We start from the raw sequence: 14,744 nt of genomic DNA, 5'->3' as shown, positions 1-14,744 counted from the left end.
GTACAGGACGAGCCACGACCGCCTGCTCGGCGGCCGTCGGAGGGGGTGAGTCAGTCCTCTCCGTTCATGAGCAGGAGCTCGAACGCCACGGCGTGCGCCACGCCCATCCGCTCGCCCGTCGGGGCGCTCATCGACGCGAGGAACGCCGCCGGGTCGAAGTCCTCCCAGCCGAGGCCGTCGAGGTAGGCGGCGTGCGCGCGCAGGGACGCCACGCCCGCGTCGAAGGTCGCGCTGACGTCCACGCCGTGCCGGGCGTCGGGCGACGCGGCGACCCACACCTGGCGCACCGCGCCCCACGGCTCGATCCCGTCCGACTCGACCTGCTCGCGGAACACCCACCGGTTCCCCGCGTCGCGCACGGCGTCGACGACGGCCCGCCCCGTCGCGACGTGGTCCGCCTGGTTGAGCATCCCGCCCGGGAACGTCTCGCGGTAGTTCCCGGTGATCACGACGTCGGGCCGGTGGCGCCGGATCGCCCCCGCGATCGCGCGCCGCAGCGGCAGGCCGTACTCGAGGACGCCGTCGGGAAGCCCGAGGAACTCGACCTCGTCGACGCCGACGATGCGTGCGGACTCGACCTCCTCCGCCTCCCGCACGCGGCGCGCCTCGTCCGGGTCCATGCCGTCGATCCCCGCCTCGCCGCTCGTGACCATGCAGTACACGACCCGCTTGCCCTGCGCGGTCCACCGCGCGACGGCGGCGGCCGCGCCGAACTCCATGTCGTCCGGGTGCGCGACGACCGCGAGCGCCGTCGACCAGTCCTCTCGCAGCGGGGTGAGCGCGGGCAAGGTGTCGATCTCGGTCATGACGCCACGCTATGCCCCGTCCCGGTGCCGAGCGCGACGACGGTGCAGGCCCGGGCCGCGTCAGTGCTCGGCGGGCGCGTCCTCGGTCGCGTGACCGAGCGCGCCGGCGGGAGGGACCTCGTCGGTGGGCGCTCCCGCGACTGGCGCGTCCTCGACCGACGTCACGGCCGGGTCGACGAACAGCCGGGCGCGCTCGGCGTCGACCACCGCGCGCGCGAGCGACGCCTCGGACACGTCGACCGCGCCCGCGACCTCCTCGGCGAGCGCGCTGCGGCGCGCATAGGCGTCGAACAGCCGGGCCTTGGTGCCGAGAAGGCGCACGAGGTGCTCGTCGACGCTGTCGACGGTGAGCAGGCGGTGCACCTGGACGGTCTCGACCTGCCCCATGCGGTGGGCGCGCGCGACGGCCTGCGCCTCGGTCGTGGGCTTGGTCTGCGGCTCGCACAGGACCACGACGGACGCCGCCTGGAGGTTGAGACCCACTCCCCCGACGTCGATCTGGCTGACGAGCACGCGCGGGTCCTCGGCCGCGGTGAAGTCGTCGATGATCGTCTGTCGCGTGCGGGCGGGCACGGAGCCGGTGAGGGGCGGGAGCGCGAGGTCGCCGAGGGCGCGCACGACCACGTCCACGACGTCCCGGAAGTACGAGAACACCACGACCTTGCGCCCGTTCTCGGCCGCCTCGCGCGCGATCTCGACGAGCCGGCGCAGCTTCGCCGAGTCCTCGGGGTGCTCGACGGCGAACGCCGCCCGCCGCATGGCCATGAACGACCCCGCCGCGACCGCCTCCCGGTACGCGGCGCCGTCGACCGGGCCGAGCCGCTCCCACTCGTCGACCTGCACGAGCTCGGGCAGCTCCTCGAGCACGTCTTCGGCGTTGCGGCGCAGGTACGCGGGCGCGACGGCGTGCCGGAACGCGTCGGGGCCCGCGGCGCCGTGCGCGGCGTCGAGGCGTGCCGCGAGCTCGGGCTGGAGGTAGCCCAGCAGGGTGCGGAACTCCTCGACCCGGTTCTCCATGGGCGTGCCCGTGAGCAGCAGCACGTGCTCGGTCGTCCGCGCGAGGGCCGCGACGGCCACGGACCGCTTCGCGAGCGGGTTCTTCACGTAGTGCGCCTCGTCCACGACGAGCACGGCCGGCGCCGCCGCCGCGAACGCCTCGGTCCCCGCGCGCCGCAGGCCCGCGAAGGTCACGACGGCGACGCCGCCCGCAGCGCGCCACGCGGCGGCCGCCTCCTCCCGGTCCTCGCCATGGACGGCGTGCACCGGGAGGCTCGCGTGCGCGCGCAGCTCGCGCACCCAGTTCTCCAGCACGCTCGCCGGGCACACGACGAGCGCGTGGGTCGCGCCGCGGGCGACCAGGTGCGCGACGACGGCGACGGCCTGCACCGTCTTGCCCAGGCCCATCTCGTCGCCCAGGACGACGCGGCGCTGGGCGAGCGCGAAGCGGGCCCCGAACGCCTGGTACCCGCGAAGCGAGACGGTCAGCAGCGACTCGTCGAGCGCCTGCGTCTGCACGCGGTCGACCAGCTCGGCAGGCAGGTGCCCGGCCGCGGCGGCGACGTCGCGGCCCGTGGGGGCGACGCCGTCGAGCAGCGCGTAGTACCCCGCGGACCGGCGCCGGAAGTCCTCCCAGACGTCGTACGGGCGCGCGGGCTCGGCGAGCAGCCCGACGACGCGCCGCGCCTCCTCGGCGAGCCCGGTGACCCGGGCCCGCTCGACGACCGCGGCGAGCACCGTGACCGCCGCGGACGCCCGACGCCGCCGCTCGCCCCACGCGAGCAGGCGGCGCGCCCCGCTCGCGGCCACCAGCGCGTCGGCGCGCACGCGCTCGTGCTCCGCGAGCGCGGCCCGCACCTGGTCGCCGTACCGCGCGACGGCGGCGTCGGCCTGGTCGAGCGTGTGCAGCGCCTGGACGAGCGCGGTCGCGACCGGGTCCGTCGGCGTGAGGTCGATCCGGAAGCGCAGGCTCTCGCGCACGGCGCGCGCCACCTGCTCGGCAGCGGCGAGCAGGTGCGTCGCCGTCTGCGGGCCGATCTCGGGGAGCTTCTCCAGCCCGTCGCGCCCGAGCCGCGTGACCTCGCCGACCGTCCGCACACCGGCGTCCGCGAGCGCCCCGAGCCGCAGGCGCTCGCGCGTGACGTCGCGCAGCGACGCGACGTCGACGGTGTCGAGGCGCGCCAGGACCTTCTCCTCGCGGCTGTCGCCGAACGCGGCGCGCACCTGGTCGCGCGCCGTCCCGGGCGCGGCGGAGAGGGTCGCGAGCAGCGCGGCGAGGGCGTCCGCGTCCGCGACGACCGCCCGAGCGGTGGCGACGTCGGGCAGCGCGCCGCTCGCGGCGGTCACGACTCGCGGCGCACGACGTGCTCCGCGAGCTTCCCCGCCACGGTCTCGACGTCGTCGATCTCGCCGGCTGCGACACCGACGACGAGCGCGTACGCAGTATCCTGCGGCATGGCGAGCCGCACCCCGTTGAGCGCGTAGAAGAGCCTCACCGCGACCCAGCCCAGTCGCTTGTTCCCGTCGATCAGCGCGTGGTTCTTCGTGACGGAGAGAAGCAGCGCCGCTGCCTTCTCGTCGAGGGCGGGGTAGGCCTCGACGCCGTACATCGACGCGGCCGGACGCGCCAGTGCGGACGACAGAAGCCCGTAGTCGCGGACGGCGGGCGGGTGCCCGAGGAACGCCGTGGCGGCGGCGACGAGGTCGTCCTCGTCGAGGTAGACGACCACGGCTACTGCGCGAGCCGGTCGAGCAGCTCCTGGTCCTCCGCCACGATGTCGGCGAGCAGCCGGTCACGCATCTCGCGCCGCTTCGCGTCGTACTCCACGACGGCGCGTGCGACGGCGGTGTTCGCGGAGACGCCCTCGCGGCGGGCGATACGCTCCAGCGCCGCCTGCGCGTCGTCGTCGAGCCGCAAGGTCATAGCCACGTGAGCTCCTCTCGTTTGGTACCACCACGGTATCAGTGCTCGGGCGGCACCGTGCAGGGATCAGGCAGGAGCGTTCGCGCGCTCGGCGAGCCAGCGCTCCATCCGGGACTGCGCCGCGTCGAGGAACGCCGTCTTGTCGCGCGTGTAGTCGTCGTAGTCGTCGGCGTCCGCGTGGCGCGCGGCGAGGTCGCGCTTCGTCGCCTCGTACGCCGCGGCCTCGGCGGGGACGGCACGCAGCCAGTCGCGGAACGCGACGACGTACGCCGCGAACGGCGAGTCGAGGCGCCGGACGTGCAGGATCACGGGCGGCTCGTCCCCGTCGCCGGGGCGGGTGAGCAGTCGCTTGGCGTAGAGCTCGGGGGCGGGGTCGGCGCCCGGAGGCGGGACGTCCCGGTACACGCCGGGCGAGTCCGGACGCGCGCCGCGCTCGATCGAGAACCCGAGCGGCCCGAGCGCGGCGTCGAGCTCCGCCTCGGAGGGCAGCGGCGCGACGCGCACCTGGAGGTCGATGATCGGCTTCGCCGCGAGCCCGGGGACCGCCGTCGACCCGATGTGCTCGACCACGACCGGGCTCGTGCCGTCGGGGCTCGCGAGGTCGGCGAGCGCGCCGGCGGCGCGCTCGGTCCACCGCCTCCCGCATTCGGTCCATCGGGGGTCGTGGGCGTCGACGGTCGCTGCAGGCACCCGCGCACCCTACGGCCCGACCCCGACCCGGGGAGCGCGCACCCGCCGAGACGGGAGAAGTGGCCCCTGGAGCACGGCGGTCCGGGGCCACTTCTCCCGTCTCGGCGAGCGGGCGCTCGTCGGCGGGTCGGGTCAGTACGTCGTCAGGCCGTGGGCGCGGAACTGGTCGCGCACGCGCTCGGTGAGCTCGGCCGACGGCGCGGGCGTGTCGTCGAGCTCGTAGGTGCGCCCGAGCGCGTCCCACTTGTCGCGGCCCATCTGGTGGAAGGGCAGCACCTCGACGCGCGTCACCGTGCCGGGGCGGATCGCGTTGAGCGACGCCGCGTACGCGGCGACCTTCTCGACGTTGTCCGGGTCGTCGGTGAGGCCCGGGACGAGCACGAAGCGCACCCAGACCTCGGGCGCGTGGCCGGTGAGCCCGCGCTCGGCGATCCGTCGCCCGAACCGCAGGGTCGGCTCGAGGTCGCGGCTCGTGACCTTCGTGTAGGTCTCCGGGTCGCCGGACTTCACGTCGAGCAGCACGAGGTCGGTGTCGTCGAGCATCGCGTCGGTCGCGTTCGCGCCGAGGAAGCCGGACGTGTCGAGCGCGGTGTGCACGCCCATCGCCTTCGCACCGCGCAGGACGCGCGCCGCGAACGCGGGCTGCATGAGCACCTCGCCGCCCGAGAGCGTGAGCCCCCCGTGGGTGGCCCGGAAGACGGGCAGGTAGCGCCGGACGCGCCCGAGGAGCTCGTCCGCCGTGACGGGCCTGCCGTCCTTCATCGCGAACGTGTCGGGGTTGTGGCAGTACAGGCACCGCAGCGGGCACCCGTTGAGGAACACGGTGAGCCGGGTCCCCGGCCCGTCCACGGCGGTGACGAGCTCCCAGGAGTGGACCGAGCCGAGCTCGCCCGCGCGCATCGCCGCGAGCTTGTCGGCCCGGTCCACGTCCGCGACCGTCAGCCCGTCCAGGCCCGCGCCGGCCCGGCGCGCGTGGCCCACGGGCGTGCCCGACGCCGCGGGCTCGGCCGCGGAGGTCGGGACGCCCGGGACGTCGAGGCGCGTGGCGTCGTCGGGCAGGGTGCCCCCGGCGACGCCGCACCCGCGCGACGGGCGGACGGCGGGGCCGGGAAGGGTGACGGTCATGGCTGGCTCCTCAGCGCTCGTCAGAGCGCGCCGTGGAAGGTGCGCGACAGCACGTCCAGCTGCTGCTCGCGCGTGAGGCGGACGAAGTTCACCGCGTACCCGGACACGCGGATCGTCAGCTGCGGGTAGTTCTCCGGGTGGTCCATGGCGTCCAGGAGCGTCTCGCGGTTCAGCACGTTGACGTTCATGTGGTACCCCTCGGACCCGATGTAGGCGTCCAGGAGGCCGGCGAGGTTGGTGACCTGCTCCTCCTTGGTGCGCCCGAGGCCGCTCGGCACGACCGTGTTGGTCAGCGAGATGCCGTCCTGCGCCTCGTCGTACGGCAGCTTGGCCACCGACAGCGCCGAGGCGAGCATGCCGTGCGTGTCGCGCCCGTTCATCGGGTTGGCACCCGGGGCGAACGGCTCGCCGGCGCGGCGGCCGTCAGGCGTGTTGCCCGTCGCCTTCCCGTACACGACGTTCGACGTGATCGTCAGGACCGACTGCGTGGGCACCGCGTCACGGTACGTCGGGTGCGTGCGGACCTTCGCCATGAACCGCTCGACGAGGTCGACGGCGATCGCGTCGGCCCGGTCGTCGTCGTTGCCGAACGTCGGGTACTCGCCCTCGGTGACGTAGTCGACGACGAGGCCGCGCTCGTCGCGGACGACGGAGACCTTCGCGTGCTTGATCGCCGACAGCGAGTCCGCCGCGACGGACAGGCCCGCGATGCCGCACGCCATGGTCCGCAGCACGTCCTTGTCGTGCAGCGCCATCTCGATGCGCTCGTACGCGTACTTGTCGTGCGACCAGTGGATGCAGTTGAGCGCCTCGACGTACGTCGCGGCCAGCCAGTCCATCGTCGCGTCGAACTTCGCCATGACGTCGTCGAAGTCGAGCACGTCGCCCTCGACGGGCGCCGCCACGGGCGAGACCTGCTTGCCGGAGATCTCGTCGCGGCCGCCGTTGATCGCGTAGAGCAGCGTCTTGGCGAGGTTCACGCGAGCGCCGAAGAACTGCATCTGCTTGCCGACCCGCATCGGGGACACGCAGCACGCGATCGCCGCGTCGTCGCCCCAGTGCTGGCGGATGAGCTCGTCCGACTCGTACTGCACGGCCGAGGTGTCGATCGAGACCTGCGCGCAGTAGTCCTTGAAGCCCTGCGGCAGGTCCGGGCTCCAGAAGACCGTCATGTTCGGCTCGGGGGCCGGCCCGAGGTTGTAGAGCGTCTGGAGGAACCGGAACGAGTTCTTCGTGACGAGCGGGCGCCCGTCCTCGCCCATGCCGCCGATCGTCTCGGTGACCCACGTCGGGTCGCCGGAGAACAGGGCGTCGTACTCGGGTGTGCGCAGGAACCGCACGATGCGGAGCTTGATGACGAAGTCGTCGATGATCTCCTGCGCCTCGGACTCCGTGATGCGGCCGGCCTCGAGGTCGCGGTCGATGAACACGTCGAGGAACGTCGACGTGCGGCCGAGGGACATCGCGGCGCCGTTCTGCTCCTTCACCGCGGCGAGGTAGGCGAAGTAGAGCCACTGCACGGCCTCGCGGGCCGTCGTCGCCGGGCCGGAGATGTCGTAGCCGTACGAGGCCGCCATCTCCTTGAGCTCGCCCAGCGCGCGGATCTGCTCCGCGTGCTCCTCGCGCTCGCGCACGACCTTCTCGCTGAAGGGCTGCGTGTCGAGCCCGAGCTTGTCGAGCTTCTTCGCGGCGATCAGCGCGTCGACGCCGTAGAGCGCGACGCGGCGGTAGTCGCCGATGATCCGGCCGCGGCCGTAGGCGTCGGGCAGGCCCGTGATGATGTGCGAGCTGCGGGCCGCGCGCACGTTCGGCGGGTAGACGTCGAACACGCCCTGGTTGTGCGTCTTGCGGTACTCGGTGAAGACCTTCCGCAGGGTCTCGTCGACCTCGTAGCCGTACGTCTCCAGCGCGCCCTCGACCATGCGCCAGCCGCCGTTCGGCATGATCGCGCGCTTGAGCGGGGCGTCGGTCTGCAGACCGACGATCACCTCGTGCGCCTTGTCGATGTAGCCCGGCGCGTGCGCCGTGATGCCGGCGGGCGTGTGGGTGTCCACGTCGTAGATCCCCATCTCCCGCTCCTCCGGGAACATGGCGGACAGCGTGCTCCAGATGCCCGTCGTGCGCTCCGTGGGGCCGACGAGGAACGACGCGTCGCCCGTGTACGGGCGGTAGTTGCGCTGGATGAAGTCGCGCACGTCGACCGTGTCGCGCCACGGGCCGTCGGTGAAGCCCTCCCACGCAGGGACGTGCGCGGTGTCGCGCTGCGGGTCGACGGCGCCCGCCCCCGTCGCGCGGCCGCCGCTCGTCGTGCCGGTTGCCTCGGAAACGCTGGTCATCTGGACCTCCCTCGTGCCTGACGCGCGGGTCCGCGCGCCGGCCGGACCCGCCGGCCTCGCGAGGTCCCGGGTGGGGCCCTCGGCCGAGGTTCCGACGGGCTCCTTCGCCACCTCCAGGCTAGGTTCCCGGAGCCCGCCGCGGAGGCGTTCGGGACCGCCCGGGGACCTAGGTCCCGAGGCGGGCGGGACCCGGCAGGAACGGCCGGATTCCGCGGTTCCTCGCCCCCGCGGCACCCTTTCCGAGGGGGTCTTGTGATGACCTTCACAAGCCCTCCGGCCCTCCCCCTGGGGACCCCGCGCCGCCGTCGTGACGCACGACACGGGCGCGCGTCACACGCTCGCCGGACGTGCCGCGCGCATCCGTGTGAGACTGCCCGGGTGAAACGCACCGTAGGGGTCGAGGAAGAGTTCCTGCTCGTCGGCGACGACGGGCAGCCCGTCGCCCGCGCGGCCGAGGCCCTCGAGGCCTCCGGCACCGACGACAAGGGCGGGGGCACCGGCTCGCTGGAGTCGGAGTTCATGGAGGAGCAGCTCGAGACGGCGACGCACCCGCGCCGCGAGATCGACGAGCTCGCGACCGAGATCCGCGAGGGCCGGCGTCGCGCCCAGGAGGCCGCGGACCGCGTCGGGGCCCGCGTCGCCGCGCTCTCGACGTCTCCCCTGCCGTTCGAGGGCACGACCGTGTCGCGCCTGCGCTACCTCGAGGCGCGCGCCGCGTTCGGCCTCACGGCGCGCGAGCAGCTGACGAGCGGCTGTCACGTGCACGTCGCCGTCGCGGACGACACCGAGGGCGTCGCTGTGCTCGACCGGATCGGGCCGTGGCTCGCGACGCTCCTCGCGCTGAGCACGAACTCGCCCTTCTGGCAGGGCCAGGACAGCGGGTACGCGAGCTTCCGGTCGCAGGTCTGGTCGCGCTGGCCCACCTCCGGCCCGACGCGCGCGTTCGGCTCGCCCGAGGCGTACCGCGCGGCGGTCGACGGCCTCGTCGCGACCGGGACGATCCTCGACGAGAACATGGTCTACTTCGATGCCCGCCTGTCGTCGCGCTACCCCACGGTCGAGATCCGCGTCGCGGACGTGTGCCTCGACCCGGACACCGCGACGCTGCTCGCGGCGCTCGCCCGCGGTCTCGTCGAGACGGCGGCCCGGGAGTCCGCCGACGGCGCGCCCGCGCCCGAGCTGCGGCCCGAGATCCTGCGCACCGCGTCCTGGCGCGCCGGCCGCTCGGGCCTCGAGGAGGACCTCGTCTCGCCCCTCACCTGGCGCCCGGCCCCCGCGCACGACGTCGTGGGCCAGCTCGTCGCGCACGTGCGCGACGCGCTCGTCGACGCCGGGGACCTGGACGCGGTGACCGAGCTGCTCGGGCGCCTGTGGTCCGGGGGCAACGGCGCCGCCCGGCAGCGCGCGTGGCACGCGGCGTCCGGCGGCGACCTGCGCGCCGTCGTCGAGCAGGCGGTCGAGGTCACCCACTCCTGACCGACGCGACGGCCCGCGGCGCACCTGCGCCGCGGGCCGTCCGCGTGTCCGGAGCCGCGCACCCGGGAGCCGGGTGCGCGGCAGGGGTCGTCAGCCGCGTGCGAGCGCCGCGAGCGCGTCCAGCACGTCGCGCGCGACGTCTGCCCCGGTGAGGCGGTACGCGGACACGACCTGATCGCGCGTGGCGTGGTCGAGGAACTGCGCCGGGAGGCCGATCGGGTGCACGGGCGTGCGCACGCCCGACTCCAGCGCCCGCTGGGCCAGCAGCGCGCCGACCCCGCCGTCCGCGACGCCGTCCTCCACCGTCACGACGAGGTCGTGCTCCCCGGCGAGCTTGACGAGCGCGCTCGGCATCGGGAGCACCCACGTGGGCGACGCGACCGTGACGTCGACGCCGTGCGCGGTGAGCGACTCCCCGGCGTCGAGCGCGACGCGGGCCATCGAGCCCAGGCCGACGAGCAGGACGCGGCGCGGACCACCCGGCGCCGCCGCGGCGGGAGCGGCCTCGTCGCCCGCGCCCGCAGGCACCGCGAGCAGGTCCACGCCGTCGACGGACTCGACGGCGGGCAGGGCGTCCGAGAGCGCGCCCTTCGGGTACCGCACGACCGTCGGGGCGTCGTCGACGTCCACGGCCTCGCGCAGCGCGGTCCGCAGGGTCTCCTCGTCGCGCGGCGCGGCCAGGCGCAGGCCCGGCACGATGCGCAGCATCGCCATGTCCCACATGCCGTTGTGGCTCGCGCCGTCGTCGCCCGTGATGCCCGCGCGGTCGAGCACGAACGTCACGCCGGCCTTGTGCAGCGCGACGTCCATGAGCACCTGGTCGAACGCGCGGTTGAGGAACGTCGCGTACACCGCGACCACCGGGTGCAGCCCGGCGAACGCCATGCCGGCCGCGGACGTCGCGGCGTGCTGCTCCGCGATCCCGACGTCGAACGTGCGCTCGGGGAACGCCTGCGAGAACGGCTTGAGACCGACCGGCTCGAGCATCGCCGCGGTGATCGCGACGACGTCGGACCGCCGCCGCCCGATCTGGACGATCTCGTCGGCGAAGACGCTCGTCCAGCCGAAGCGCGAGGGTGCGACCGGGAGCCCGGTCTCCGGGTGGATCTTGCCCACGGCGTGGAAGCGGTCGGCGACGTCCTGCTCGGCGGGCGTGTAGCCGCGGCCCTTCTCGGTGAGCGCGTGCACGATCACGGGCGCGCCGTACGCCTTCGCACGGCGCAGCGCGTGCTCCATGGCCTCGACGTCGTGGCCGTCGACCGGCCCGACGTACTTGATGCCGAGGTCCTCGAACATGCCCTGCGGCGCGACGACGTCCTTGAGGCCCTTCTTCAGGCCGTGCAGCCACTCGTAGGCGAACCGCCCGGGCGCGCCGGACCGGTTGAGGGTGCGCTTGCCCCACTGCAGGAAGCTCTCGTAGCCGTGCGTGGTGCGCAGCGTCGACAGGTGGTGCGCGAGGCCGCCGATCGTGGGCGAGTACGAGCGCCCGTTGTCGTTGACGACGACCACGAGCCGCCGGTCCTGGCTCTCCGCGATGTTGTTGAGCGCCTCCCAGGCCATGCCGCCGGTGAGCGCGCCGTCGCCGATGACCGCCACGACGTGCCGGTCGGTGAGACCGCGCACGACGTTCGCCTTGGCGATGCCGTCGCCCCACGAGAGCGCGGTGGACGCGTGCGAGTTCTCGACGACGTCGTGCTCGGACTCGGCGCGCGACGGGTACCCGGACAGCCCGCCCTGCTTGCGCAGCGCGGAGAAGTCCTGGCGCCCCGTGAGGAGCTTGTGCACGTAGGACTGGTGGCCCGTGTCGAACACGAAGGTGTCCGTGGGCGAGGAGAACACGCGGTGCATCGCGATGGTCAGCTCCACGACCCCGAGGTTCGGGCCGAGGTGGCCGCCCGTGCGGGAGACGGAGTCGACGAGGAACGCCCGGATCTCCGCGGCGAGCTCGCGCGCCTGCCCCGGGGTCAGCCGTTGCACGTCCTCGGGCGAGGTGATCGTGCCAAGCAGGCTCATGCAGATGCTCCGTTCCGTTCCCGTGCGACCAGCCCGACAACTCTAGGCCGTCCGGGCCGATGACCTGCGCCGCGGTGCGCCGGGCGACGGGACCTTCACGTCATTGACGCACACTCGCGCCGCGGACGCACGGACGCGACGTTCGTGGAATTCTCCTTCCGCACTGCGGACAACGGCGGGGTGCGACCTCGTAGGATGGAACCATGCGCTTCCTGCCCGGACAGTCCCCCGCGACCGACCTCACCTACGGCGACGTGTTCCTCGTCCCGTCGCGCTCCGAGGTCGCGTCGCGCTTCGACGTCGACCTCTCCTCCGCCGACGGCACGGGCACGACGATCCCCGTCGTCGTCGCCAACATGACGGCCGTCGCGGGGCGCCGCATGGCGGAGACCGTGTCGCGGCGCGGCGGCATCGCGATCATCCCGCAGGACGTCCCGACCGACGTCGTGGCGGACGTCGTCGCGGACGTGAAGTCCAAGGACCCCGTCATCGAGACGCCCGTCGTCGTCGGCCCGCACGACACCGTCCACACCGCCCTCACGCTCATCGGCAAGCGCGCGCACGGCGCCGCGGTCGTCGTGGACGGCGGGCGCCCGGTCGGCGTGGTCACGGAGGCCGACTGCGCCGACGTCGACCGCTTCACCCAGGTCCACCAGGTGATGACCGACCACCCCCTCGTCCTCGACGCCTCCGTGCTCGACGGCGGTCGGGCCGGGCTCGAGGCGGCCTACGAGCAGCTCCACACCGCGCGTCTCAAGGTCGCGCCCGTGACGCGCGACGGCGCGCTCGTCGGCGTCCTCACGCGCAAGGGCGCGCTGCGCTCGTCGGTCTACGCGCCCGCGCTCGACGACGCCGGCCGCCTGCGCGTCGGCGCCGCCGTCGGGATCAACGGCGACGTCGCGGCGAAGGCGAAGGAGCTCCTCGCGGCCGGGGTGGACGTGCTCGTCGTGGACACGGCGCACGGCCACCAGGCCAAGATGCTCCAGGCGCTCGACGCCGTGCGCTCGGTGGGCCCGGACGTCCCCGTCGTGGCGGGCAACGTCGTCACCGCCGACGGCGTGCGCGACCTCGTCGCCGCGGGCGCGGACATCGTCAAGGTGGGCGTGGGGCCGGGGGCCATGTGCACCACGCGCATGATGACGGCCGTCGGGCGCCCGCAGTTCTCCGCGGTGCTGGAGTGCGCCGCCGCGGCGCGCGAGCTCGGCAAGCACGTCTGGGCCGACGGCGGCGTGCGCCACCCGCGCGACGTCGCCCTCGCGCTCGCCGCGGGCGCCTCGCAGGTGATGATCGGCTCGTGGTTCGCGGGCACCTACGAGTCCCCGGGCGACCTGCACGACGACGGCACGGGCCGCCTCTACAAGGAAAGCTTCGGCATGGCGTCGGCGCGCGCCGTCGCCGCCCGCACCGCGGGGGGCTCGCCGTTCGACCGCGCGCGCAAGGCGCTGTACGAGGAGGGCATCAGCTCGAGCCGCATGTTCCTCGACCCGCAGCGGCCCGGCGTCGAGGACCTGCTCGACCAGATCACGTCCGGGCTGCGCAGCTCCGCGACCTACGCCGGGGCGTCGAGCCTCGCCGAGTTCGCGGACCGCGCCGTCGTGGGCGTGCAGTCGGCCGCGGGCTACGAGGAGGGCCGCCCGCTCCCGGTGAGCTGGTGACGACCCCGCACGAGGCTGCGCGCGCGTCGGCGCGCGCGCAGCTCGCGACCCTCGCCCGGGACGGCGGTGCCTGGCCCGAGCCGTGGCGCCACGCCGTCGGGACGCTGCGCCCGGACGCGCGCGACGCCGCCGTGCTGCTGCTCTTCGGCGTCCTCGACGGGGTGCCCGCGGAGCACCCGGCCGCGGCCGTCCCCGCCGACCTCGACGTGCTCCTGCTCGCGCGCGCGACGACGCTCGGCCACCACCCGGGCCAGGTCGCGTTCCCGGGCGGCCGGCTCGAGCCCGACGACGACGGCCCCGTGGGCGGCGCGCTGCGCGAGGCCGAGGAGGAGACGGGCCTCGACCCGGACGGCGTCGAGGTGCTCGGCACGCTCGGTCGGCTGCCCGTGCCGGTGAGCAACCACGTCGTCACGCCCGTGCTCGGGTGGTGGGCCCGGCCCACCCCGGTCCGCGCCGTCGACGCCGCCGAGTCGGCCCACGTGTTCCGGGTCCCCGTGGCCGACCTGCTCGACCCCGGCCGGCGCCGCACGGTGACGGTCCGCCGCGACCGCCGGGTGCACAAGAGCCCCGGCTTCCTCGTGGAGGCCGACGGGCGCGAGCACCTCGTCTGGGGCTTCACCGGCGGCATCCTCGACGCGCTGTTCGACCGGCTCGGCTGGACCGAGCCGTGGGACCGGACGCGCACGCTCGACGCCCCGCTCTGACGGCCCGCCCGGCCCTCGGTGCCCGTACCCCGCGTCAGCCGGGCGCGAGCGCGCGGGCGAGCAGGTCGACCAGCGCGCGGGCCGTCGCCGACCCGCCGTGGTCCGGGTTGAACTCGACCAGCGTGACCGCGACGAGGTCCGGGTCGGAGACGATCTCGCGCACGACGCGCTCCAGCTCGGCGGGGACGAGCCCGCGCCCGAAGACGGGCACGTCGGCGGCGGGCAGCGCGAAGAAGTCGAGGACGTCCACGTCCACGTGGAGCACGAACGGCCCGCTGCCCACGCCGTCCACGGCACGACGGGCCGCCGCCTCGGGACCTGCGGAGACCTCGGCGGCGGGGACCCGGGTCGCGGCGACGCGGCCGTCCTCGTCCTCCTCGGCGTCGGAGAAGCCGAGGAACGCGAGCCGTCGGGCGTCCAGGAGCGGTCGTCGCGCCCCGACGGCGCTCAGCTCCGGGCTCGCGCCCGGGAGGTCGAGGAGGTGGGCGACGCCCGTCGCGTCGGCGATGGGCTCCTCGGGGTGCGACGCGACCGTGAAGAGGTCCTGCCCGCCGTCGACGTAGACCAGGCCGCAGTCGTCGTGCACGTCCACGGCCGCGGCGACGACCCCGAGCGTCACGGTGCACTCGCCGCCGAGCACGAGCGGCACACGACCCGCTCGGAGCTCGCGCCCCACCGCCTCGCGGACGCGACCGACGCCCACGGCGACACGCTCGACATCGTTCAGGCGCCCGGGCACGTGGTGCGCGCGCCAGCGGGCCGGCTCGACGTCGCCCTGGTCGGTGACCACGAGCCCGCGCGCCCGGAGCGCGTCCACGAGCCCGGCCGCACGCAGCGCCGCGGGCGCCTTCTCGAGACCGGGGCCGTGGGCGGCCGCGCTCGACGGGACGCCCAGGACCGACCACGACCGCTGTGTCATGCGACCGACGCTACGCCGGACTCCCGACACCCGCGCAGGGGCTGGTGGAGAACGGCGACGGCGCGCCCGCCCCGGCCGGGGTGGACGCGCCGTCGGGACG

12 protein-coding genes are annotated in these 14,744 nt (G+C 74.6%); 3 read left to right on the top strand and 9 right to left on the bottom strand.

The window, feature by feature from the left end; translation table 11 throughout:
• Positions 1 to 50: 50 nt before the first annotated feature.
• The 7 genes from ACPCUX_RS11155 to pflB form a co-directional block, all read right to left on the bottom strand.
• Positions 51 to 806, bottom strand: a complete 756-nt coding sequence (locus ACPCUX_RS11155; RefSeq protein ID WP_423388764.1) for a PIG-L deacetylase family protein — start codon at positions 804 to 806, stop codon at positions 51 to 53.
• Between the two features lie 60 nt (positions 807 to 866).
• Complete coding sequence (locus ACPCUX_RS11150) at positions 867 to 3,149, bottom strand: DEAD/DEAH box helicase (protein ID WP_423388763.1); 2,283 nt, start codon at positions 3,147 to 3,149, stop codon at positions 867 to 869.
• Complete coding sequence (locus ACPCUX_RS11145) at positions 3,146 to 3,532, bottom strand: type II toxin-antitoxin system death-on-curing family toxin (protein WP_034652365.1); 387 nt, start codon at positions 3,530 to 3,532, stop codon at positions 3,146 to 3,148. Before ACPCUX_RS11145 ends, ACPCUX_RS11150 begins: the two co-directional genes overlap by 4 nt.
• Before the next feature lie 2 nt (positions 3,533 to 3,534).
• Positions 3,535 to 3,732, bottom strand: a complete 198-nt coding sequence (locus ACPCUX_RS11140; RefSeq protein WP_108047630.1) for a CopG family transcriptional regulator — start codon at positions 3,730 to 3,732, stop codon at positions 3,535 to 3,537.
• A 60-nt stretch (positions 3,733 to 3,792) separates the two neighbouring features.
• The gene (locus ACPCUX_RS11135; protein ID WP_423388762.1) at positions 3,793 to 4,416 is read right to left on the bottom strand and encodes a GrpB family protein; all 624 of its coding nucleotides are present in this window, start codon (positions 4,414 to 4,416) and stop codon (positions 3,793 to 3,795) included.
• Positions 4,417 to 4,548: 132 nt separating this feature from the next.
• Positions 4,549 to 5,541 carry a pyruvate formate-lyase-activating protein gene (pflA, locus tag ACPCUX_RS11130; protein ID WP_081895823.1) on the bottom strand — a complete coding sequence of 331 codons (993 nt, stop codon included), beginning with the start codon at positions 5,539 to 5,541 and terminating at the stop codon, positions 4,549 to 4,551.
• Positions 5,542 to 5,561: 20 nt separating this feature from the next.
• Entirely contained in the window at positions 5,562 to 7,877 is a 2,316-nt protein-coding gene (pflB, locus tag ACPCUX_RS11125; protein ID WP_137280430.1) for a formate C-acetyltransferase, read from the bottom strand.
• A gap of 378 nt (positions 7,878 to 8,255) precedes the next feature.
• Here pflB and ACPCUX_RS11120 point away from each other — a divergent pair, with 378 nt between their 5' ends.
• Complete coding sequence (locus ACPCUX_RS11120) at positions 8,256 to 9,353, top strand: carboxylate-amine ligase (protein WP_232322574.1); 1,098 nt, start codon at positions 8,256 to 8,258, stop codon at positions 9,351 to 9,353.
• Between the two features lie 90 nt (positions 9,354 to 9,443).
• Here the strand turns inward: ACPCUX_RS11120 and dxs are convergent, their stop codons facing one another.
• Positions 9,444 to 11,366, bottom strand: a complete 1,923-nt coding sequence (gene dxs, locus ACPCUX_RS11115; protein WP_085388033.1) for a 1-deoxy-D-xylulose-5-phosphate synthase — start codon at positions 11,364 to 11,366, stop codon at positions 9,444 to 9,446.
• 203 nt (positions 11,367 to 11,569) lie between these two features.
• On the opposite strand from dxs, the gene ACPCUX_RS11110 reads away from it, so the two are divergent.
• Complete coding sequence (locus ACPCUX_RS11110) at positions 11,570 to 13,021, top strand: GuaB1 family IMP dehydrogenase-related protein (RefSeq protein ID WP_043654636.1); 1,452 nt, start codon at positions 11,570 to 11,572, stop codon at positions 13,019 to 13,021.
• Positions 13,018 to 13,725 carry an NUDIX hydrolase gene (locus tag ACPCUX_RS11105; RefSeq protein WP_423388761.1) on the top strand — a complete coding sequence of 236 codons (708 nt, stop codon included), beginning with the start codon at positions 13,018 to 13,020 and terminating at the stop codon, positions 13,723 to 13,725. The genes ACPCUX_RS11110 and ACPCUX_RS11105 overlap by 4 nt, the downstream gene beginning before the upstream one ends.
• Positions 13,726 to 13,759: 34 nt before the next feature.
• Here the strand turns inward: ACPCUX_RS11105 and ACPCUX_RS11100 are convergent, their stop codons facing one another.
• On the bottom strand, positions 13,760 to 14,644 hold the full coding sequence (locus ACPCUX_RS11100; protein WP_423388760.1) for an arginase family protein: 885 nt from the start codon (positions 14,642 to 14,644) through the stop codon (positions 13,760 to 13,762).
• Positions 14,645 to 14,744: the final 100 nt, after the last annotated feature.

The sequence above is a fragment of the Cellulosimicrobium sp. AB352 genome (genome assembly GCF_049538415.1).
In the GTDB taxonomy this organism is placed as follows: Bacteria; Actinomycetota; Actinomycetes; order Actinomycetales; family Cellulomonadaceae; genus Cellulosimicrobium; species Cellulosimicrobium funkei.
Note: the sequence above shows the minus strand (reverse complement) of the source record. Positions and strands in the feature narration are given on the sequence as shown.

Bases quoted from the DNA above. Each gene is read 5' to 3' on its own strand.
- ACPCUX_RS11155 (WP_423388764.1), bottom strand. From the start codon at position 806: ATGACCGAGATCGACACCTTGCCCGCGCTCACCCCGCTGCGAGAGGAC.
- pflA (WP_081895823.1), bottom strand. From the start codon at position 5,541: ATGACCGTCACCCTTCCCGGCCCCGCCGTCCGCCCGTCGCGCGGGTGC.
- pflB (WP_137280430.1), bottom strand. From the start codon at position 7,877: ATGACCAGCGTTTCCGAGGCAACCGGCACGACGAGCGGCGGCCGCGCG.
- dxs (WP_085388033.1), bottom strand. From the start codon at position 11,366: ATGAGCCTGCTTGGCACGATCACCTCGCCCGAGGACGTGCAACGGCTG.
- ACPCUX_RS11110 (WP_043654636.1), top strand. From the start codon at position 11,570: ATGCGCTTCCTGCCCGGACAGTCCCCCGCGACCGACCTCACCTACGGC.
- ACPCUX_RS11100 (WP_423388760.1), bottom strand. From the start codon at position 14,644: ATGACACAGCGGTCGTGGTCGGTCCTGGGCGTCCCGTCGAGCGCGGCC.